We start from the raw sequence: 20042 nt of genomic DNA, 5'->3' as shown, positions 1-20042 counted from the left end.
GCCTCCCGCTCTCGGGGGGCGGGAGGCCACGTGGGCCCCGGACCTACCGGCCGCCGTCCCCCTGGGCGGAGATGATGTGGCACTGGTTGCCGAACGCCGGGTTCAGGAGGCCGATCACGCTGATCGGGTTGCCGCACACCTCGATCGGAACGTGGACCGGCGCCTGGAGCACGTTCCCGGACAGCCCGCCCGGCGAACCGACCGCGGTACCCTCGGCGCCGGCGTCGGCCGCAGCCACACCGGCACCGCCGGCCAGGACCGCTCCCGCGGCGGCGGTGACGGCCGCGGCCTTTGCGATACGCGACATCAAGAATCTCCCATGAGACGAAACCAGCCGCACACGTGCGGCTTTTGACGCTGTGCGTAACGGACGGAGATCACGCATGGTCACGCACGTTGAGCCGAACCGGTGACGGCATAGCGGTGCGCCGAACGGGTGAGGCGGCCGGGGCCGGGTCCTGCGTGGGGGCGGAATCCGTGGGGCGCCCCGGAGGGCGGGACGGGTGTCGAGGAGGTCGCCGACCACCGTGGTCGCCGAACCGGGAGACGGTCCGGCACGGAACTCCCCGAACGAGGGAATCTCCGCCCCGCGGTCCCCCGCTGAGGTGATGTCCGACCCGGCCGGACCCGGGCGGCGGTTAGGGTCCGGCCCATGAGCCAGATCCATGCCACGTCCGCAGCACTCCAGAGCCGGCTGGGCACCCTCATGGTGATCCCGTGGGCGGGTGAACACCCGGAGGACGGCGCCGGCATCCCGTTCCTGATGGCCTATTCGCTCGGCGACGGAGTGGACGGCCCGGAGGGAACGCGGGCCGCGGTACTGGCCGCCGCCGAGGAGATCGGGCTGCCGGTCGGCGGCGCGATCCTGGACATCGCCCGCGCCCCGAAGGCCGCCGTCACACTGCTGGTCGAGGGCGGCAAGGCGGTCCTCACCATGCCCTACCTCCACGTCACCTGCCCGGTCCCCGAGGAGTGGACGTCGCGGCCCGCGTACGCGACGCCGTCTACGTCATCCTCGCCAGCCGCCCCTGGCCGGAGGCGGCCCCCGGCTCCACGGTCACCGAGGAGTCCCTGCGCGCCTTCGCCGCCGATGAGGAGGTCCTCACCTCGGCCGCGCACTTCCTGGTTCCGATCGGCACGATCAGGCGGTAGCCGGTCCCGTACGGCAAAAGGGGCGCCCCCGGGTGGACACTGTTGGCATTCGCCGACAGTGTCCGAGTGGGAGCGCCCTCTTTCGCCGTGCCGATCAGCCGTTGACCAGCTCGTTCCCCGCGTTCACCGCGTCCGTGCCGGCCTGGACGGCCTTCTTCACGGCGGTGACCCTGTGACCGACCCCGGACTCGTCGAGCACTCCGGAGGTGGCCGTCCCGGCCTGCTCTCCGGCGGTGGTCGCGGTCAGTGCCGTGCTGGTCAGCGTGGACCCCAGGTCAGCGGCGTGTACGGCGGGTGCGGCGGCGGCCAGCAGAAGGGTCCCGGCCGCGGTGGTGAGGATTCGGCAGACATTCATGGTCGATACAACGCCCTGACCCCGGTCGAGGGCACGGTCAGCCGGCCGCCTTCACCCGGTGCTCCAGGGCCCACCGCAGGCTCTCGTCGGCGACCTGCTCCCAGCCCTCGTGGAAGGCGGTGCCGTGGTCGCGGCCGGGGTACTCCTTGTACTCGGTCACGGCACCGGACGCGCCGTAGCGGGTGAAGTTCTCCTTGACGACGGAGGGCGGGACGACGTGGTCGGCGCCGCCCGCGACGAGGAGCAGCGGGGCCCGGGTGGCGTTGCGGAAGTTCACCCGGGTGGCCGCCTTGCTCTTGGGGGTGACGTTGGCGAGGCCGGCCTGGAAGAGCGGGCGGCCGGGGCCGGGGATGGCGTACCGGGCGCGCTCGGCGGCGGACTGGTCGGCGGAGACCGTGTTGGCGAAGGCGTAGTGGAACTGACGCTCGTTCAGCGGGACCGTGCGGTTGAGGTTGGCCGGGTTGCCGAGGACCGGGAAGGCCGACCGCAGGGTGGACAGCGGGAGCCGCAGCACACCGCGGGGCTGGCCGGGGTGGAGCGCCACGCCCGCGCCGCCGAGCCCGCGGTCGAGCAGGATCTGGGTGACCAGGCCGCCGACGGAGTGCCCGATGACGACCGGCGGCTCGTGCAGGGTGCGGATGAAGGCCTCGTAATGGTCGGCGATCTCGGTGACGCCGAGCCGGGCCGGCGCCCGGTCGTGGTCGAGCGGCTCGTGGAGCTGGGAGACGCCGGGCCACGCGGGAGCGAACACGGTGTGGCCCTCCGCGGTGAACCGGTCGATCCACGGCTGCCAGCTGTGCGGGGTCATCCACAGGCCGTGGACGAGCACGATCGTTGCCTTCCCGGTCGACGGCTCGGGCGCGGGGACGGGCTGCTGCGACATGACGCTCTCCTCTTGGGGGTGCGGACCGCCTCCCAAAGAGACAGACCGTTCTTTCTTTATCATCCGCACATGAAGCCGAACTGTCAATCCGGCAGACAGAACGGTCTGTTATCTTGGCCTCATGAGTGCGGAGACCGCTGCGGACCGGGGACCCCAGAGCATCGAACGTCGCAGGTCACTGCCGCGCGAGCGGCTACTGCGGACGGCGGCGGAACTCTTCTACGCGGAGGGCATACGGGCCATCGGCGTCGATCGCCTGATCGCCGGGGCAGGGGTCACCAAGGCCACCTTCTACCGCCACTTCCCCACCAAGGACGACCTGGTCGTGGCGTATCTCCGCAGCCGTGACAGCGGCGTCCGCGGTCAGGTCGCCGAAGCCGCCGCCGCGGTCGCGGGCGATCCGCGACGGATTCTCGCGCTGCTCCTCGACGGCCTCGCCGACGAGATCTGCGGCCCCGGCTTCCGCGGCTGCCCGTTCATCAACGCCGCCGCGGAGTACCCCGACGCCGCCCATCCCGTACGGCTGCTGATCGACGACCACCGGGCCTGGTTCCGTACCGCACTGGCCGAACTCGCCGCCGGCTGCGGGCATCCGGAGCCGGCGAAGGCCGCCGAGGCCCTGGTGCTGCTGCGCGACGGCGCGATGGTCGGCGGCTATCTGGACGGCGACACCGCACGTCACGCCCTCGCGCACGCCGCCGCGGCCATCGTGGGCCCGGCCGCCTGACGGCCCCCGTCCCCCGTCCCCCGACCCCCGACCCCCGACCCCCGACCCCCGACCCCCGACGGGATCGTGACGGGCCGGTCCCGTCAGGCGTTACGGTCCTGCCGCTCGCGCCACTCGGCCACCACGCGTTCGACGTCGAACGGCCCGAGGTTCAGCGGCGGGCCCTCCGGCGGGCGGCGGATCGCCTCCTCGATCTTCGCGTTGATCTCCCTGATGATCCGCCGCACCTGCCGCTCCGAGCGGGCCTCCGCGACGGCCGCCACGGCCTTCTCGGCCTCCTTGCGCAGCACCAGCGTGGGCGGCAGGAAGGACAGCCCCTCACGGCGCATCTTGCCCTTGACCCACCACAGTTCGTCGTAGGGCGTGTCCAGCGACGGCAGCGGCTTGCCCACGCCCGGCAGGTCGGCGAAGTCGCCGCGCTCCTCCGCCTCGCGGATCTGCTGGTCCACCCAGGACTCGAAGGTGACGCCGGGCGGCTTGCGTTCGGTCATCTCTCACTCCTCGGGCCGGGAGGGCGGAGGGCAGCCCAGGGCTGTCCGGGACGCGCTGTGACATCGAGGCTACAAGCGCCGCGCAAAGCGAGGGAAAAGTTCTCCCCGTTCTTCTCCCCGTTCCCGGGCCCGGATCGCGCCGCCGGCACCGGGCGGCCGGGTACCGCCATGTCGTCCTCGGGCTCGCGGGGCGACCCGGTCACAAGGCGTCCAGCCGCCGCAGGGCGCGGTCCGGGGTGTCGCCCCCGCCGCCACGACCCGCAGCGTCAAGCGGTGGCGGCCCGTCTCGACGGCCGCGCCCACCCACCCGTGCCCAGTCGCATCCCGACCGCCTGCCGCAGCACGACCTCGCCGACGCCCGTGCCCTCGACCGCGGCGTGCCGCAGCCGCCGGTGCACCCCGGTGGTCTCAGCGGCCCCGGGACAGGGGGTCGGCGGGGATGCGCGTCCCTCCTCCTGCGGCCCGGCGGTCGGTGCGTTTCGTACGTTCCGCCACTGCCCGGCGTGCGGCCTGTCCGCGATCCACGGTGTGCCGGGACCGGGCGGGGGCGTATCGGGGGTGAGACACGCCCGAGCGGTCACCCGGGGGCGCGCCGTGCCGGCGTACTGCAACCCTGCGCCGCCACGCCGCCGCACGGCGACCTTTCGTTCGCGGAAACGGCTTTTGCCCACCGTGGCATCCGGGCGCCCGGGCTGCGCCCGGACAAGCCGGGCCGGTAGGCTTTCCGTGTGATCTTCAAGCGCATCGGAAACGGGCGGCCGTACCCGGACCACGGCCGGGTCAGCACGCGCGAGTGGGCGGACGTCGCGCCCCGTCCCGTGCGGCTGGACCAGTTGGTGACGACCAAGGGACAGCTCGACCTGGAGACACTTCTGGCCGAGGACTCCACCTTCTACGGAGACCTCTTCGCCCATGTCGTGAAATGGCAGGGCGACCTGTATCTGGAGGACGGTCTGCACCGGGCCGTGCGCGCGGCGCTGCAGCAGCGCCAGGTGCTGCACGCCCGGGTCCTGGAGATGGACTGACAATCCGCTTACGCTGCGCTCATGAGCATGCTGACCCCCTCCGGAATGGGCGGGAAGTACCGGGTGACTGGGAACGCGTATCCCCGGATGCGCAGGCCCCGACGGCGCGGCCGTATCTTCGCGGCACTGATCGCCTCGGTCGTCGCACTCGGCCTCTTCGGCTGGGGAGCGTTGCAGCTCTACCACGTCTTCAACGGCGACGAGGGGGACACCAAGACGAACGCGGCGGCGCCGCAGAACCGTCCCTCCTGCAAGCCCGCGCCCACCCCGACGCGCCCCGCCAGGCTGGCGCTGCCGCAGCCGTCCGAGGTGACGCTGAACGTGTTCAACGCCACGACGCGTGGGGGCCTGGCCAAGACCACCGCGGACGAGCTGGCCAGACGCGGATTCAAGGTGGCCACGTTCGGCAACGCGCCGGGCGACTACGACAAGAGGGTCAGCCAGTCGGCGCTGCTGGTCGCGGGCCCGGCGGGTGAGGCGGCCGCGCGCGAGGCCGGCACCCAGGTGGCGGGCTCCTCGGTGAGGATCGACCCGACCCGCAAGGACCGCTCGGTCGACCTGCTGATCGGCAACGGTTTCAGGGCGCTGGCCAGCCCCGCGGACGCGGCGAAGGCCCGGGTGATCGCGGCGAACCCGCCGCCGCCGAAGCCGGCCTGCGAGACCGTCGCGGCCACTGCGAGCACCAAGCCGAAGCGCTGACGGGGCCCGTACGACCTCCGGACCGGTCACCCGGCGGGCGTGGCACCGTACGCGCGCCCGCGGGCCCGTACCCGCAGGCCCCGTGCCCGCCCGGCGAGCACGGGGCTAGCTGACCGTCCCGTAGAGCCGGTCGCCCGCGTCCCCGAGGCCCGGGACGATGAAGCCGTGCTCGTTGAGGCGCTCGTCGACCGCACCGGTGACGACGGTGACCGGTTTGCCGGCCAGTTCGCGCTCCATGACCTTGACGCCCTCGGGGGCGGCGAGCAGGCAGAGCGCGGTCACGTCTTCGGCGCCGCGGTCGATCAGCAGCCGGATGGCCGAGACGAGGGTGCCGCCGGTGGCCAGCATCGGGTCGACCACGTACACCTGCCGCCCGGAGAGGTTCTCCGGCATGCGGGTGGCGTAGGTCTTCGCCTCCAGCGTGTCCTCGTCGCGGACCATGCCGAGGAAACCGACCTCGGCGGTGGGCAGCAGCCGGACCATGCCGTCGAGCATGCCGAGCCCGGCCCGCAGGATCGGCACGACCAGGGGGCGTGGGTAGGAGAGCCGGACGCCCGTGGTCGGCGCGACCGGCGTGCGTATGTCGACCTGCTCGGTCCGTACGTCCCGGGTGGCCTCGTACGCGAGCAGGGTGACCAGTTCGTCGGCGAGGCGCCGGAACGTCGGCGAGTCCGTGCGCTCGTCGCGCAGGGTGGTGAGCTTGTGCGCGACCAGCGGGTGGTCGACAACGTGGAGACGCATGGGGGTGACTGTATCCGGAGGCCACGACGACGCGCCCGGCCGCCTCCACCCGGAACCTTCTGTGCTCGCCGGGGGGGTAGACCGCTCGAACGGGGGAATCCGCATCCCTGCACCCGGTGTGCCCGCCGGGTGATCCGACCGCAGGGACGGTGGCCCTCATGCCGGACAGGACCGAAGGCAGTGGTGGTGGCGGGCGCGGCGCGCCAGCCGGCGAGGACGGGCGCGACGCGGAGCGGCGCCGCAGGCGGGACGCGTTCCTGCGCGAGCTGCACGAGGCCAGGGAGCTGCGCGAGCGCGTGCAGCCGCGGCGGGCCAGGGCGGCCCGGATGCGCCGACAGATGCGGATGCGTACGTTCCGCTGGTGAGTCCGCGGCGCCCCCGAACGTGAGCGCAGCGTGACGACGGTGTGGCGTACGGGTGACGCTCCTGGTCGGGCAACCGCCCCCGGAGAGCGGCGTGTTCCGGAAAAGTGACGAAGACCTGGCACGTCGCGGTGCGGAAGACCCTTCGCAACGCCCCGGTTTCTGCCACGATGCCGAGTGGGTGGGACCATCATGAGGCCATCATGAAAACAAGACGGCCCTACCCGGTCCGGACGGCCTGAGACCTGTGGGAGAGTCACGGTGTACTTCGCCGCACTGCTCGCGCGCACCGAGGACGGTTGGCAAGCGAGCGAACCCGATCTCGACGATGTGGAAACCCTCGCCGATCTGAGTGATCTGGCCCGCACGGCCGGCGACGAGGAGGAAACGGTTCTGGTCTTCATCGAGCAGGAGGACGCCTGGTTCGGCGTCATCCGGGTCGACGGTGAAGAGGACCCCAGGATCTACGTGTCCGACGCGGCTGCCGCCGCCCGCAGCTCGTACGGGGAGATCCTGCTCACCGACGAGGTGCTGGGCCGCGACCCGGAGGACCTCGACGAACTGGTCGACCTCGACGGCACCGAGGACGGCGAGAACGACGACGATGCCGAGGACGCCGTACCCGGCCCCTCGGAGGACCATGTGCCGACCGGTCCGCTCGGCGACACCGATCTGCTGGCGGACCTGGGGATGAGTCCCAAGGAACTCCTGGCCCTCAGCGGGGACGGCGCGCTGACCGGCGAGGCGCTCGGTGAGATCGCCGAGGCGCTGGGCTGTGCGGACGTGCTGGAGGCGGTCCGCTGACCCGACCCGAACCACCGCCTCCCAGGAAGGACCGGGTCCCCGACCCGGTCCGCGACCCCTGGGTACCGGCGATGCGGCTTGCCCTGGCCGAGGCAGAACACGCCCCGCTCACCGGTGACGTACCGGTGGGCGCGGTCGTGCTCGCCCCCGACGGCACGGTGCTGGCCCGCGCCCACAACGAACGCGAGGCGACCGGCGACCCCACCGCCCATGCCGAGATCCTCGCCATCCGCCGAGCCGCCGCGGCGCTGCGAGCCCTGCCGCGGCCCGCCTCCGAATCCCGTCCCCCGGCCCGGTCCGCCGGCGCGCCCCGCGACGGCGAGTGGCGCCTGACCGGCTGCACTCTCGCCGTCACCCTCGAACCGTGCACCATGTGCGCCGGCGCGATCGTCCTGGCCCGCCTCGACCGCGTCGTCTACGGCGCCCCCGACCCCAAGGCCGGCGCCGCCGGATCCCTGTGGGACCTGGTCCGCGACCGCCGCCTCAACCACCGCCCCGAGGTCGTCGCGGGCGTCCTCCCCACCTCCTCCGCCGCCCTCCTCACCCGCTTCTTCCGCCCGAACGATTTCTGACCACCACCCGCCGTGGGCTAGGATCTCTCTCGGTAGCGTGTCCGAGCGGCCTAAGGAGCACGCCTCGAAAGCGTGTGAGGGGGCAACTCCTCCGTGGGTTCAAATCCCACCGCTACCGCTCTGCACGGCACAAGGGTGCGGGTTCCACCGGTTGGTGGCCCGCACCCTTCGCCGGTTCAGCGGGGGTCGGACGAGGGCGGGCGGCTCCTGCGTTTCGGCGAAGCCGTCGTCGGGGGGCCGGCGCGCGGAGGCGCCGCACTGCCGACGGTGGAGACGGGTGAACTCGACGGACCCGGTGCGCTCGGCCACCCGGACCCGGGAACGGCGTGCGCGCGACAGGGAGGATCCCTGGCGTCCACCGGTCGGCCTTCCGGTGGCCGCGCGGGCCGCAGGGCGGGCGGCCGAGCGGCGCAGGGGCCCGATCCATCGCACCGCACCCACCTCACCCATCCGGGCTTCTCCGCGAACACATGTCCGGCGTACGTACCTGGGTACGCCGTCGTCCCGGCGCGGCCCCGGGGTGAATATGACGCACGCCACACCGCCAGGAACACCGCACGCGCGCGACGCCCGGCCGGTGACCGGACCTTCGTCGCGTAAGCGTATGAAAGGGAAAAGCGTCCGTCTGATGAGGCCGTCCGATGGATAGACTCCACCGATTGCACACTCGTGACCGCTGGCGCGGAGTTGCGGCTGGGGAGGGCAGGGGAGCATGGCGCAGGCAAGGAAGATCACCCTGTACGTGCTGGTGATCTTCGTGCTCTACACGATCGTCGACCAGCCGGCCCGCGCCGCGGACCTTGTGCAGGTGGGCTTCGTGGGGATATCGAACGCCGCCAAGAGCATCGGGCAGTTCATGCACGATCTGGCCAACTGAGCCGCCGGCCGCCCCCGGGCGCAGCGGCAGGCAGTACAGCAGGCGGACGGACCGGCGGCGCGGCAGCCACCGGGACCGGCAGCAGCCACCGGGACAGGCAGAGGGACGAGCGGGAGATCATGATTCGGCATCTGGTGCTGTTCAAGCTGAACGAGGGCGTCCAGCGGGACGACGCGCGGGTCGTGGCCGGGGCACGGACCTTCGCGGAACTCGGGGCACTCGTGCCGGAGGTGGAGTCGTGGGAGTGCGGGTGGAACGTGACCGACCGTCCGGTCGCGTATGACTTCGCGATCAACTCGTCGGTCGCGGACACCGACGCGCTGCGGCGGTACGGCGAACACCCCGCCCACAAGGCCGCGGTCGCGGTCTGGGCCGAATTCGCCACCTGGGTGATCGCCGACTACGAGTTCTGACAGCCGCCGATACGTACATACGTTCACCGAGAAGCCCCCTGCCCACCGTCCCACCAGCGGGGGGCTTTGTCGCGTCGTCGTACTTCCGTTCGCACAACACGGCAATATGCGGTGCTTGCACAAAGGACGCATGAATTGTGATGCTATGACCGCTTTTGCCGGATGCGTGGACCGATAAGGGGTGTGGTGTGCCGGTGTCGGCCCGTACGGCGTCTTCGACGTATGCCCGCAGGACGCGGACACCCAGCAGGAACGCGGCAGACGCACGAGCCCTCACCCAGGTCCTGTTCGAGCAGATCGGCGAGCTGGAGCCCGGCACACCCGAGCACACCCGGGTGCGGACCGCGCTGATCGAGGTGAACCTGCCGCTGGTGCGGTACGCGGCGGCACGGTTCCGCAGCCGCAACGAGCCGATGGAGGACGTGGTCCAGGTCGGCACGATCGGGCTGATCAACGCGATCGACCGGTTCGACCCGGAGCGCGGGGTGCAGTTCCCGACCTTCGCGATGCCCACCGTGGTGGGGGAGATCAAACGTTACTTCAGGGACAACGTGCGCACCGTGCACGTCCCGCGCCGACTGCACGAGCTGTGGGTGCAGGTCAGCGGCGCCATCGAGGACCTGACCGTGCTGCACGGCCGCTCCCCCACCACCGCCGAGATCGCAGATCGGCTGAAACTCGGCGAGGACGAGGTGCTGGCCTGCCTGGAGGCCGGCCGCGCGTATCACGCCACCTCGCTGGAGGCCGCCCAGGAGGGCGACGGCGCTCCCGGCCTGCTGGACCGCCTCGGCTACGAGGACCCGGCGCTGTCCGGCGTCGAACACCGCGACCTCGTACGCCACCTCCTCGTCCAACTTCCGGAACGGGAACGCCGGATCCTGCTGCTGCGCTACTTCGGCAACCTCACGCAGTCTCAGATCAGCGCTGAACTGGGCGTTTCCCAGATGCATGTATCGCGCCTGCTGTCCCGCAGCTTCGCCCGACTGCGGTCCGCAAACCAGCTCGAAGCGTAACCCAACAGGATTAAGCCACCTGCACGGATATGTCGACTTGGCGCTACAGCGTGTTGCCGACATGTGACATTCTGCGGATACCGCGTTTGTCGCGAGCGTGCCTCCGGTATTCCAGAGGTGGAACAACCGTCGCTCGCGACACCCGTCCGCGACCTCAAGGGGGTGGCATGTCCGTACAGGTGGGCAGTCCCAAGGTGCTTCGGCACGACACCGAAGCGCCGCACGATGCTCTTCACGGCGAGGCCATCGACACCCGTACGCTGTCCCGTTCGCTGTTCCTGCGCCTGGCGGAACTGCAGGTGGACAGCCCGGAACGCACCTACGTACGAGACACGCTGATCGAGCTCAACCTGCCGCTCGTGCGGTACGCCGCCGCCCGCTTCCGCAGCCGCAACGAGCCGATGGAGGACATCGTCCAGGTCGGCACCATCGGCCTGATCAAGGCGATCGACCGGTTCGACTGCGAACGCGGCGTGGAGTTCCCGACGTTCGCCATGCCGACGATCGTCGGCGAGGTGAAGCGGTTCTTCCGGGACACCTCGTGGTCGGTACGGGTTCCCCGCCGCCTCCAGGAGCTGCGGCTCGCACTCACCAAGGCGAGCGACGAACTCTCCCAGCGCCTCGACCGCTCGCCCACCGTGGCCGAACTCGCCACCTGCCTGGGTGTGTCGGAGGAGGACGTGGTCGACGGACTCGCGGTCGGCAACGCGTACACCGCGAGCTCGCTGGACTCCCCGCCGCCCGAGGACGACGGTGGCGAGGGCACGCTGGCCGACCGCCTCGGCTACGAGGACTCCGCCCTGGAGGGCGTCGAGTACCGCGAGTCGCTCAAGCCGCTGCTCGCCCAACTCCCGCAGCGTGAGCGCCAGATCATCATGCTGCGGTTCTTCGCGAACATGACGCAGTCGCAGATCGGCGAGGAGGTCGGCATCTCCCAGATGCACGTCTCCCGCCTGCTGACCCGCACGCTGGCGCAGCTGAGGGACGGCCTGACCGCGGAGGCATGAGGAGGACGGGACTGACGGGGTGGTCTCCAGGGCGTACGAGCCCACGCCCCGTCAGCGCGAGGCAGGAAGCCGGCGCTCCGACAGCGCGAGCACGCGGCCCGCGCCTCCCCACCGGATCAACGGGAACGCGGCAGCCCCCATCCCGTCGACCGAACCGCGCTCACCGCTCTACCGCATCGCCAGCGCGACGACTCCGACGACCACGACCAGCGCCACCACGACGCCGATCACCAGCCCGGCCTTGCTGCCGCGGTCCTGCGTCCGCTGTGCCTCGGCGGCCGGCCGCTGCTCGTCGACGAAGGCACGGAACATCTGGGTGCTGCCGGCCGGGTCGTAGTTGTTGTCAGGGTTCGGCGTAGGGTTCGACATGCCGCCTGACCCTAGCGTGTCGGCGGAATACCGTGCACCCCCCACCGGTTGCCACGTCACATGGCACGCATCGGCAACTCTGAACTCGACGTGTTCCCGCTGTCACTCGGTGGCAACGTCTTCGGCTGGACCGCCGACAAGGCCCGGTCCTTCGCGGTGCTGGACGCGTACGCGGCGGCCGGCGGCGACTTCATCGACACCGCGGACGTCTACTCCGCCTGGGCGCCGGGCAATTCGGGCGGCGAGTCCGAGACGATCATCGGCGCGTGGCTGGCCGAACGCGGGCGGCGGGACGACATCGTGGTGGCCACCAAGGTCGGCGCGCACGCGGACTTCAAGGGCCTGGGGGCCGAGACCGTCAAGAAGGGCGCCGAGGCATCCCTGCGCCGGCTCGGCACCGACCACATCGACCTGTACTACACGCACGTCGACGACCCCGAGACCCCGGTCGAGGAGATCGTCACCGCGCTGGACGGACTGGTGAAGGAGGGCAAGGTACGGGCGATCGGCGCGTCCAACATCTCGCCCGAGCGGCTGGCCGCCTCGCTGGACTTCTCCGAGCGTGAGGGCCTGGCGCGGTACGAGATCCTCCAGCCGCACTACAACCTGGTCGAGCGGGAGCAGTACGAGGGCCCGCTCGCCGACCTGGTGGCGGCCCGCGGCCTGTCGGCGGCGCCGTACTCCGGGCTGGCCTCCGGCTTCCTGACCGGAAAGTACCGGCGGGGCGGCGAGTCGGCGGACAGCCCCCGCGCGCAGAAGGCCACGGGGTACCTGGAGCGCGACCGCGGCCCCAAGGTGCTGGCCGCACTGGACGAGGTGGCCGCGGCGCACGGCGTCGAGGTCGCCACGGTAGCGCTGGCCTGGCTGGCCGCGCAGCCCACGATCGTCGCGCCGATCGCCAGCGCCCGCACCGTCGACCAGCTGCCCGCGCTGGTCGCGGTCGCCGAGGTGAAGCTCACCGACGAGGAGATCGCGGCGCTGACCGCCGCGTCCGCGTAAGCCCGGCGTCACCGCGCTTGGCGCGGTCCTCGGCGACCGGGTCACCCGCTTCGTCACCGACGGGCTCAGCGCCCGCCACCTCCCGGGCGGCTCCGGCGGCGGCATTCCCGACGTCGCCACGCTGCCGCCGGTGCGGGGCGTGGTCGAGAGCGCGTACGGACACGGCTTCGCGGACGTCTTCCTGTACGCCGCTCCGTTCGGCTTCCTCTCCTTTCTGCTGGTGGCGTTCGTGAAGGAGGTCGCCCTGCACAACGCGGCGGTTTGCGGCAGGCGGCGGGTACGGGCCGGTCGGCGCGGTCCGCGGCGGAGGCGGAGATCCCCGCGGGGGCGGCACACGAGGCACAGGGCTCCCGGGTCGGCGAGCGGGGGTCTCGTCGTGCACGACGAGGACGCGGGCCGGGGAGCCGTCCGGGCGGGCGGGGTTCCCGGCCGGGGCGGTACCGGGGTGCGGGGGACGCGGCGGGGCGGTGGGGAGCGGCGCGGTGGAAGGCATGGTGTCCACCCTCTGTGTCCGCGCTGAAAGGAACCTTGGCCGTTCCTCTGAACCATCTGAGAATCCGCGCGGGGGACATCGGCGCGACGGGACGGGCAGTGCGGACATTCCGCCTCATGGGTCGGCCATCTGCGGTCACGCACGACCAAGATCCGGTCACGTGGTGTCGCGGGAGCTCGTCCCGGCGTACGTTCGGGGCATGGGAGGCGGAGCGCGCGCCTGCGGCACCGAGGTGACCGGGAACGCCGGCGTGACCGGCGCGATACCGCGGACGGTCGCCGTGGAGCGGCTGGCCGTCGGCGATCACACCTGCTTCGGCTTCGAGAGCGACGAGGAACGGTGGGCGGTCCGCGCCGCGTTCGTCGCCGCCGGCCTGGCCCGCGGCGAACGGGTCGTGCTCCTCACCGAACCGGGCGTCGCCGGTGGTACGGCGCTCGGCCGGCTCGCCGCGCACGGGCTGTCCGCCGAAGCCGCCGTCCGCGAGGGCCGGCTGGCGGTCGTGACCGAACCGCCGGGCGTCGACCCGGCGCGCGGGTTCGACGCCGCCGCCCGTACCGGCTACTGGGTGGCCGTCGCCGGCGAGGCGCTGGCCCGCGGGTTCACCGGGCTGCGGGTGGCCGGCGACATGTCCTGGGCGGCCCGGCCCGGCGTGGACCGGCGGGCGCTGGCCGCGTACGAGACCGGACTCACCCCGGTCTTCCCGCGCATCGGCTGCACCGGCATGTGCGAGTACGACCGCCGGCTCTTCCCCGCCCCCCTCCTCGAACAGGTCCTCGCCGCCCACCCGTTGTCCGTCCTGCCGGCCCTCGGCGCGCTGCACGCCTCCCGGCACGGGCGCACCCTGCGGCTGGCCGGGACCGCGGATCTGGCCACCCGGGACGAGTTCGAGCGGTATCTCGGCGAATCGGCACGTGAGCCGGCACGTGAGCCGGGTGGCGGCCCGGCCCACGAGCGCGGCCTCGACGTGATCGATCTCACCGGACTCGGCTTCGTCGACGCACACTGCGCCCGTACGCTGCTGCGGCTGGCGGCCTCCGGCGATCTCACCGTGGAGTGCACCGCGGACCAGTACCGGCTGCTCAGACTGTGCGGGGCGGCGGAGACCGACGGGGTCGGGGTGCGGGTGCGGTAAGGGGCGGGTGGGGTCCGCGGGAAGCCTGTCGCACATGCACGTGGCATCGAACTTGCGATCTGTGCGAGGCTGTTGCCGCTCACGCTCGACCCCGGGCCGCTTCGGGGGGATCTTGGGAACACAAGAACCGACATCCCCGTACATGCGATAATCGGTTACCAGTGTGACGGTTGATGCCAGTAGTCGCCCCTGCTGAGGACGTTGATGACCACTCTCTCACCCAGCCGACGCGGTTCCGGGTCCGCCGTCCCCGATCTCCAGCGTGTGGTCCTGCTGCCGGGCGTCGCCCTGACCCTGCTCGGCGCGGGCGCGGTCGCCTGGCTGCTGGTCGCCGACCCGACCGGGCCGCGGCGTGACGCCGTCCTCGGCGTGGCGCTCGGCCTCGCCGTGCTGACGCTGGTCGCCGCGGCCATCTCCGCGAGATCGGCGCAGCGCGAACTCACCCGCACCGCCGCCGACCTGGACCGGGCCGCCGCCGACGTGGCGAACGCGGTGGCGTACGGGGACGAGCAGTTGCGCCGGGCGCTGGAGGACCTGAGCCAGGGCCGTACGCCGACGGCACCGGCCACGCCCGAACCCCGCGCCCACTCCGGCCGGTTCGGGCAGTTGCTGGCCCAACTCGAACACTCCCAGCTCACCGCGGTCACCGCGGTCACCGAGGCGGCGAGCCTGCCGGCCGCGGACGGCGCCGCCACCCAGCAGGTCACCGTCCTGGTCAACCTGGCCCGCCGGCTCCAGTCCCTGGTCCACCAGGGCATCAAGATCCTCGACGAGCTGGAGCAGCAGGTGGAGGACCCGGACCTGCTGCGCGGCCTGTTCGAGGTGGACCACATCGCCACCCGTATCCGCCGCTACGTGGAGAACGTGGCGGTGCTCGGCGGCGAGGTCACCCGCCGCCAGTGGCGCAAGCCGGTCCCGCTCGCCTCCGTGGTCCGCTCCGCGATCGGCGAGGTCGAGCGCTACTCGCGGGTGAAGCCGGTGCCCCCGATCGACGGCCGCCTCGACGGCGGCGCCGTCGCCGACGTGGTCCACCTGCTCGCCGAACTCATCGAGAACGCCACCGCGTTCTCCCCGCCCGGCACCCAGGTCTACGTCCGCACCCAGCGGGTCACCACCGGCTGTGTGGTGGAGATCGAGGACCGCGGACTGGGCCAGCTCCCCGAGGACGAGCGGATGCGCAACGCGCTGCTCGCCAACCCCGAGCGCGTGGAACTGGGCGCCCTGCTCAAGGACGGCCGCGTCGGTCTGTACGTGGTCGCGGTCCTCGCCCGCCAGCACCAGATCCGGGTCGAGCTGCGCCGCAACCTGTTCGGCGGCGTCACCAGCCTCGTACTGCTGCCCAATCCGCTGCTGCGCGGGGAGGACGAAAACGACGAGGAGGGCGAGGGCGGCCACGCCCGTACGGAGGAGCCCTCGGGCATGGAGACCCGGCAGCCCTCCCCCGCGCACGCCGCGCCGCGCGGCCCGCAGCCCGAGCCGCACTGGACCACCGCCCCGTACACCTCGGTGCCCGAGGGGGGACCGGTGACCGCCGGGGCGATGCCGGTGCGGCAGCCGCAGCGCAGCCGCGGCCCGCAGCACGCGCTGCCGCAGCAGGTCCAGCAGGTCCAGCAGGTCCAGCAGGTCCACGCCCAGCAGACGCACGCCCCGCAGCCCCAGGCGCAGACGCGGTTCACACAGCAGCCGGGCCCGCAGCTCCCGCACGGACAGCCGGAACTCCAGTACGGACAGCCGCAGCTCGCGTACGGACAGCCGCAGGGCCAGAACCAGCAGACCCAGGCGCTGTACGCCCAGCCCGCCCCCCACCTGGCCCCCGTACCGATCCCGTCCCCGCTCCCGCCCGCCCCCGCAGCAGGCCGGTTACGGGATCCCCGAGGAGGACGCGGACTACATGCCCGCGAACCCCGGTCTCATGGCCACCTACCGCCGCGGAGTGCGCGCCGCCGAGGAGCAGTCAGGGCAGTCCGGCGAGTGAGCCGAACTCCGCTTCACCCCCGACCTCGCGTTACGTCCCTAGGAGTTCCACAGATGGCGAGCGACATCACGTCCAACAGCGACCTCGGATGGCTGCTTGAGGATCTCGTTGGCCGGGTCCCGTACACCCGGGCCGCCGTGCTGCTGTCTTCCGACGGCATCAAGAGATCCGTACACGGTCTGGACGTCGAAGGCGCGGACCATCTGTCGGCGGTCGCCTCCGGGCTCTGGTCCATCGTGCGCAGCGCCGGCAAGCACTTCGGCGCGGGGCCGACCGCCCGGCAGGTCGTCGCCGAACTCGACGGTGCCCTGCTCTTCGTCTCCGCGGCCGGCCGGGGCAGCGTGCTGGCCGTGCTGGCCAGTCCCGAGGCCGACCCGGGCGTCCTCGGTTTCGAGATGAGCCGGCTGATCCAGCAGGTCACCAAGAGCCTCGAAACACCGGCCCGCAACGCGGCGCACGCGGCACGGTGAGGCGGGCCGAAGGGCGTACCGGCGGTCGGGCCGATGCCCGGCGCACGGAGGGACGGGAGAGCCGGGACAGCCGTGGCGAGCGGCGGGACGGCCGGGACCAGAGCTGGCTGGACGCCGACGCCGGCCGGCTGGTCCGCCCGTACACCGTCAGCGGCGGCCGTACGAGGCCAAGCGTCGCCCTCGACCTGCTGTCCATGGTGCGTGCCACCGGCCGGGCCCTGAAAGTGGACCTGACCCCCGAGCACTCCCTCGCGCTGGATCTCAGCCGGGCCCCGGTGACGGTGGCCGAGATCGGCGCCCACCTGCGACTGCCCGTCGCCGTAGCCAAGATCCTGCTGTCAGACCTGATCGACCAAGGGGCCGTGACGGCCCGCCCGCCCGACCCGGCCGCCGACCCCGCGGACCGGGACATCCTGCAGAGAGTGCTCGATGGCCTACACAAACGACTACTGCAGTGACGACATCTATCCGCAGCCGCTGAAGATCCTCGTCGCGGGCGGATTCGGTGTCGGCAAGACGACCTTCGTCGGCGCCGCCAGCGAGATCGAGCCGCTGAGCACCGAGGAGACCGTCACGGTGGCCAGCGCGGGCACCGACCATCTCGACGGGGTGCACAACAAGACGACCACCACGGTGGCGATGGACTTCGGCCGCATCACGCTGGACGACCACTACATCCTCTACCTCTTCGGCACGCCCGGGCAGGACCGTTTCTGGTTCATGTGGGACGAGCTGTCGAACGGTGCGCTGGGGGCCGTGATCCTCGCCGACACCCGCAGGCTCGTGGACTGCTTCGACGCGGTCGACTTCTTCGAGAGCCGCGGCATCCGGTTCCTGGTGGCCGTCAACGAGTTCGACGGCGCCTACTCGTACACGCCCGACGAGGTCCGCGGGGCGCTCGCGCTGGCCCCGCACGTGCCGGTCGTGCTGTGCGACGCCCGGCAGGGCAGCTCCTCCACCCGTGTGCTGATCGACCTCGTCACCCACCTCCTCCAGGCCACGGCTGTGGCCCAACCCGCCCACTGACTGGAAGTGGTACACCATGACATTCGATCCCAGTAACCGTATGGCCCTGGAAGAAGACGCCGAGCGCACCGAGCTGCGCCGCCAGCGTCTGCGCCAGATCGGCATCGGCGACCAGCCCTACCCCGAGCTGGACGCCATAGCCGAGAAGCTGCGGGAGATCACCGGCGCCTCGTACGCGATGGTCAACTTCGTGATCGACGGGCGTCAGTACTTCGCCGGCCTGTCCACGCCGAACGGGCCGCAGACCGTCGGCAACGGCACCGAACCCGGCCGGGAGATGGAGCTGGACCAGGGTTTCTGCCCGCACGTGGTCAGCCGGGGTACGGCGCTGCCGCTGGCGGACGTGTGCGCGTACCCGCGGTTCGCCGGGAACCGGGTGGTGGACGAACTCGGGATCCGCACCTACCTGGGTGCGCCGGTGAAGGACCCGGCCTCCGGGATCACCCTCGGCACGGTGTGCGTGATCGACACCGAGCCGATTCCGTGGACCAAGCAGGACGTGGAGAACGTCAAGGGCATGGCCGAACAGGTCCAGTCGGTGCTCCGGAACCGGGAGCAGATGGGCTGATGCGGCCCGTGGTGGGGGTGGTCTGACCGCGGGAGGTCAGACCACCGTTCACACCGTCAGCGGGTCCATCCGCACGACGTCCGCGAGCCGCTGCGACCACTGACCCTTGCCCATGCCGAGGGCGACCTCGCCGAGCCGCAGCAGTTGTACGTCGGAGGTGCCGGCCGGAGCGAAGATGTGGTGCGCGTCGCGCAGGTACCGCTCCACCGAACTGTCGGTGAACAGGCCGCTGGCCGCGTGCACCTCCATCGCGGTACGGGCCGAGTCCAGGGCGAGCTCGACGTTGATGAGCTTGGCGTTCATCAGCTCCGCGTCGCACGGCAGGCCCTCGTCCAGCAGGTGTGCGGCGTGGTACGCGGCCAGGCGCGCGGTCATCAGCCGGGACTGGATCTGGCCGACCTTCATCTTGACCGGCGCGACGTCGTGCAGCGGCTTGCCGTAGCGGTGCCGCCGGGTGGCGAAGGCGGAGGTCTCCTCCAGCAGCGCCTGGTGGATGCCGAGCGCGACGGCGGTGAGGTTGGGCCGCCCGTACAGGACGCTGGAGGAGTACGCGACGGACAGGCCGTCACCCTCCCTGCCCAGCAGGTTCGCCGCCGGGACCCGGCAGTTGTCGAAGATCAGCTCGCCGAAGCTGAAACCGTGCAGGCCCATCGCGGGCTGGTGCTCGCCCAGCGAGAAGCCGGGCCGGTGCGATTCCACCAGGAAGGCGGAGAGGCCCCTGGAGCCGGGCCCGGTGCGGACCACGACGCCGTGCAGGTCGCCGACGTGGCTGTTGCCGACGAAGACCTTGCTGCCGTTGAGCACGTATTCGTCGCCGTCACGGACGGCGCTGGCCGTCATGCCCAGCACGTGCCCGCCCGAGCCCGGCTCGGTGACGGCGATGGTCGGCAGGCACTCGCCGGCCGCGATCTGCGGCAGCCACTGCCATTTCTGCTGTTCGGTGCCGAAGTGGACGATTTTCGCCACTCCGAGCTGGGACGCCTGCACCATGGCGCCCATCGCGCCGCTGACCCGTGAGAGCTCCTCGATGATGATCGTCTTCGCGAGGTGCCCGAGGCCCATGCCCCCGTAGCGGCGCCCGATGGTCACACCGATCCAGCCCTGCCGCGCGATCCGCCGCGACAGCTCGTACTCCACTGTCCTGGCGGACTCCATTTTCGGAATCAGGGGCCGGACCTCGTTCTCCGCGAAGTCCCGCACCTCCTGGCGAAGACGTTCATGCCGCTTCGTCGTGAAGTAGCCGCTCAAACCGAACCCTCCATGGAAGTCTCCCTGCCCGCCTCGGGTTTTGCGGGCAGGAGTCACTGCCGCCGCTACGCCCGCCCCGGTCATGAACAGGTCGACAGGGATCATGTTCGTGACTTAAACCAGTTGATTCAAGATCGCTCATCGGATTGGCTGGATCTAGGCCAAAGGAAGCGGGATTGAACTCAACTTCCGCCCACTGAAAGCTTTTTGCGCAAAGAGTGAGCACACCTGAGACCTGTGGGGTACGGGGCGAACCCAACGCGAACACATGTACGCTACCCCCACCGGCAGCGCCCACCGCCGGTGGGGGTGGCGGGAAGAGAGTGGCTGCGGCGGGTGGCACACAACGGCGCCGGCGCCCGCTGTCACAGCCCGGTGGAACACTGGAGCCATGTGCAGAAGCATCAAGACGCTCCGTCCGCCCATGACCCCTGACGTGCACGACGACGACATCAGGGCCGCCGCCCTGCAGTACGTCCGCAAGATCTCCGGGTTCCGCGCGCCCGCCGCGCACAACCGCGAGGTCTTCGACGCGGCCGTCGACGCCGTGACCGCGGCGACCGCCGCCCTCCTCGACGGCCTGGAGATACGCGGCGCCGCCACCCCGGCCGCGACCAGCGGCTGACGCGAGCACCCCCGAC

The 20042-nt window shown here is 71.6% G+C and carries 24 protein-coding genes, 1 tRNA gene and 1 pseudogene; 19 read left to right on the top strand and 7 right to left on the bottom strand.

All coding sequences use genetic code 11. The features are described 5' to 3' along the window. Positions 1-43 precede the first annotated feature (43 nt). Positions 44-307, bottom strand: coding sequence for a chaplin (locus VIW71_RS17755; RefSeq protein WP_331623309.1), 264 nt, complete (start codon positions 305-307; stop codon positions 44-46). A gap of 345 nt (positions 308-652) precedes the next feature. Between VIW71_RS17755 and VIW71_RS26630 the strand changes: the two are divergent. Next, positions 653-1152 (top strand): annotated as a pseudogene (locus VIW71_RS26630) (DUF5949 family protein). 94 nt (positions 1153-1246) lie between these two features. Here the strand turns inward: VIW71_RS26630 and VIW71_RS17740 are convergent. Together VIW71_RS17740 and VIW71_RS17735 are read right to left on the bottom strand one after the other, a co-directional pair. Further along, on the bottom strand, positions 1247-1507 hold the full coding sequence (locus VIW71_RS17740; protein WP_331623307.1) for a hypothetical protein: 261 nt from the start codon (positions 1505-1507) through the stop codon (positions 1247-1249). Between the two features lie 37 nt (positions 1508-1544). After that, positions 1545-2390 (bottom strand): alpha/beta hydrolase, encoded by an 846-nt coding sequence (locus VIW71_RS17735; RefSeq protein ID WP_331623306.1) that lies wholly within the window; start codon positions 2388-2390, stop codon positions 1545-1547. A 121-nt stretch (positions 2391-2511) separates the two neighbouring features. On the opposite strand from VIW71_RS17735, the gene VIW71_RS17730 reads away from it, so the two are divergent. Beyond that, complete coding sequence (locus tag VIW71_RS17730) at positions 2512-3117, top strand: TetR/AcrR family transcriptional regulator (RefSeq protein ID WP_331623305.1); 606 nt, start codon at positions 2512-2514, stop codon at positions 3115-3117. Between the two features lie 83 nt (positions 3118-3200). On the opposite strand, the gene VIW71_RS17725 is transcribed toward VIW71_RS17730, so the two are convergent. Then, on the bottom strand, positions 3201-3608 hold the full coding sequence (locus tag VIW71_RS17725) for a DUF1992 domain-containing protein (RefSeq protein WP_331623304.1): 408 nt from the start codon (positions 3606-3608) through the stop codon (positions 3201-3203). Positions 3609-4336: 728 nt separating this feature from the next. Here VIW71_RS17725 and VIW71_RS17720 point away from each other — a divergent pair. Both VIW71_RS17720 and VIW71_RS17715 read left to right on the top strand, forming a co-directional pair. After that, positions 4337-4633, top strand: coding sequence for a type II toxin-antitoxin system VapB family antitoxin (locus VIW71_RS17720; RefSeq protein WP_093712089.1), 297 nt, complete (start codon positions 4337-4339; stop codon positions 4631-4633). Positions 4634-4654: 21 nt separating this feature from the next. Then, entirely contained in the window at positions 4655-5332 is a 678-nt protein-coding gene (locus VIW71_RS17715; protein WP_331623303.1) for a LytR C-terminal domain-containing protein, read from the top strand. Positions 5333-5437: 105 nt separating this feature from the next. Here VIW71_RS17715 and upp read toward each other — a convergent pair whose 3' ends face one another. Next, positions 5438-6073: a uracil phosphoribosyltransferase gene (gene upp, locus VIW71_RS17710; protein WP_331623302.1), complete on the bottom strand. Its 636-nt coding sequence runs from the start codon at positions 6071-6073 to the stop codon at positions 5438-5440. Positions 6074-6231: 158 nt separating this feature from the next. Here upp and VIW71_RS17705 point away from each other — a divergent pair, with 158 nt between their 5' ends. The 8 genes from VIW71_RS17705 to VIW71_RS17670 all read left to right on the top strand — a co-directional run bounded on the left by VIW71_RS17705 (position 6232) and on the right by VIW71_RS17670 (position 11121). Beyond that, on the top strand, positions 6232-6438 hold the full coding sequence (locus VIW71_RS17705) for a hypothetical protein (RefSeq protein ID WP_331623301.1): 207 nt from the start codon (positions 6232-6234) through the stop codon (positions 6436-6438). Between the two features lie 258 nt (positions 6439-6696). After that, the gene (locus VIW71_RS17700) at positions 6697-7239 is read left to right on the top strand and encodes a tRNA adenosine deaminase-associated protein (RefSeq protein WP_331623300.1); all 543 of its coding nucleotides are present in this window, start codon (positions 6697-6699) and stop codon (positions 7237-7239) included. Positions 7240-7310: 71 nt separating this feature from the next. After that, the gene (locus VIW71_RS17695) at positions 7311-7811 is read left to right on the top strand and encodes a nucleoside deaminase (RefSeq protein WP_331623299.1); all 501 of its coding nucleotides are present in this window, start codon (positions 7311-7313) and stop codon (positions 7809-7811) included. Positions 7812-7842: 31 nt separating this feature from the next. Then, positions 7843-7929, top strand: a tRNA-Ser gene (locus VIW71_RS17690). Between the two features lie 594 nt (positions 7930-8523). Then, positions 8524-8688 carry a hypothetical protein gene (locus VIW71_RS17685; protein ID WP_331623298.1) on the top strand — a complete coding sequence of 55 codons (165 nt, stop codon included), beginning with the start codon at positions 8524-8526 and terminating at the stop codon, positions 8686-8688. Positions 8689-8807: 119 nt separating this feature from the next. Beyond that, positions 8808-9101 (top strand): Dabb family protein, encoded by a 294-nt coding sequence (locus VIW71_RS17680; RefSeq protein ID WP_331623297.1) that lies wholly within the window; start codon positions 8808-8810, stop codon positions 9099-9101. A gap of 188 nt (positions 9102-9289) precedes the next feature. Continuing rightward, on the top strand, positions 9290-10114 hold the full coding sequence (locus tag VIW71_RS17675) for an RNA polymerase sigma factor SigF (RefSeq protein ID WP_331623296.1): 825 nt from the start codon (positions 9290-9292) through the stop codon (positions 10112-10114). A gap of 167 nt (positions 10115-10281) precedes the next feature. After that, positions 10282-11121, top strand: coding sequence for an RNA polymerase sigma factor SigF (locus VIW71_RS17670; protein WP_331623295.1), 840 nt, complete (start codon positions 10282-10284; stop codon positions 11119-11121). Positions 11122-11289: 168 nt separating this feature from the next. On the opposite strand, the gene VIW71_RS17665 is transcribed toward VIW71_RS17670, so the two are convergent. Further along, positions 11290-11490: a hypothetical protein gene (locus tag VIW71_RS17665; RefSeq protein WP_331623294.1), complete on the bottom strand. Its 201-nt coding sequence runs from the start codon at positions 11488-11490 to the stop codon at positions 11290-11292. 60 nt (positions 11491-11550) lie between these two features. Between VIW71_RS17665 and VIW71_RS17660 the strand changes: the two genes are divergently transcribed. The 6 genes from VIW71_RS17660 to VIW71_RS17630 all read left to right on the top strand — a co-directional run bounded on the left by VIW71_RS17660 (position 11551) and on the right by VIW71_RS17630 (position 18153). Continuing rightward, positions 11551-12489, top strand: a complete 939-nt coding sequence (locus tag VIW71_RS17660) for an aldo/keto reductase (RefSeq protein ID WP_331623293.1) — start codon at positions 11551-11553, stop codon at positions 12487-12489. Between the two features lie 692 nt (positions 12490-13181). Further along, the gene (locus VIW71_RS17650; protein WP_331623292.1) at positions 13182-14114 is read left to right on the top strand and encodes an MEDS domain-containing protein; all 933 of its coding nucleotides are present in this window, start codon (positions 13182-13184) and stop codon (positions 14112-14114) included. Positions 14115-14318: 204 nt separating this feature from the next. After that, positions 14319-16559, top strand: a complete 2241-nt coding sequence (locus VIW71_RS17645; protein ID WP_331623291.1) for a roadblock/LC7 domain-containing protein — start codon at positions 14319-14321, stop codon at positions 16557-16559. A gap of 107 nt (positions 16560-16666) precedes the next feature. Then, positions 16667-17017, top strand: coding sequence for a DUF742 domain-containing protein (locus VIW71_RS17640; RefSeq protein ID WP_331623323.1), 351 nt, complete (start codon positions 16667-16669; stop codon positions 17015-17017). Further along, positions 16989-17585, top strand: coding sequence for a GTP-binding protein (locus tag VIW71_RS17635; protein ID WP_331623290.1), 597 nt, complete (start codon positions 16989-16991; stop codon positions 17583-17585). Before VIW71_RS17640 ends, VIW71_RS17635 begins: the two co-directional genes overlap by 29 nt. A 40-nt stretch (positions 17586-17625) precedes the next feature. Next, positions 17626-18153, top strand: coding sequence for a GAF domain-containing protein (locus VIW71_RS17630; protein ID WP_331623289.1), 528 nt, complete (start codon positions 17626-17628; stop codon positions 18151-18153). Positions 18154-18201: 48 nt separating this feature from the next. Here the strand turns inward: VIW71_RS17630 and VIW71_RS17625 are convergent, their stop codons facing one another. Then, positions 18202-19401 carry an acyl-CoA dehydrogenase family protein gene (locus VIW71_RS17625; RefSeq protein ID WP_331623288.1) on the bottom strand — a complete coding sequence of 400 codons (1200 nt, stop codon included), beginning with the start codon at positions 19399-19401 and terminating at the stop codon, positions 18202-18204. A 391-nt stretch (positions 19402-19792) separates the two neighbouring features. On the opposite strand from VIW71_RS17625, the gene VIW71_RS17620 reads away from it, so the two are divergent. Continuing rightward, entirely contained in the window at positions 19793-20026 is a 234-nt protein-coding gene (locus VIW71_RS17620) for a DUF2277 domain-containing protein (RefSeq protein ID WP_331623287.1), read from the top strand. Positions 20027-20042: the final 16 nt, after the last annotated feature.

It is taken from the genome of Streptomyces sp. (assembly GCF_036524955.1).
In the GTDB taxonomy this organism is placed as follows: Bacteria; Actinomycetota; Actinomycetes; order Streptomycetales; family Streptomycetaceae; genus Actinacidiphila.
The sequence above is the reverse complement of the archived record's forward strand: the minus strand, read 5'-3'. Positions and strand labels throughout refer to the sequence as shown.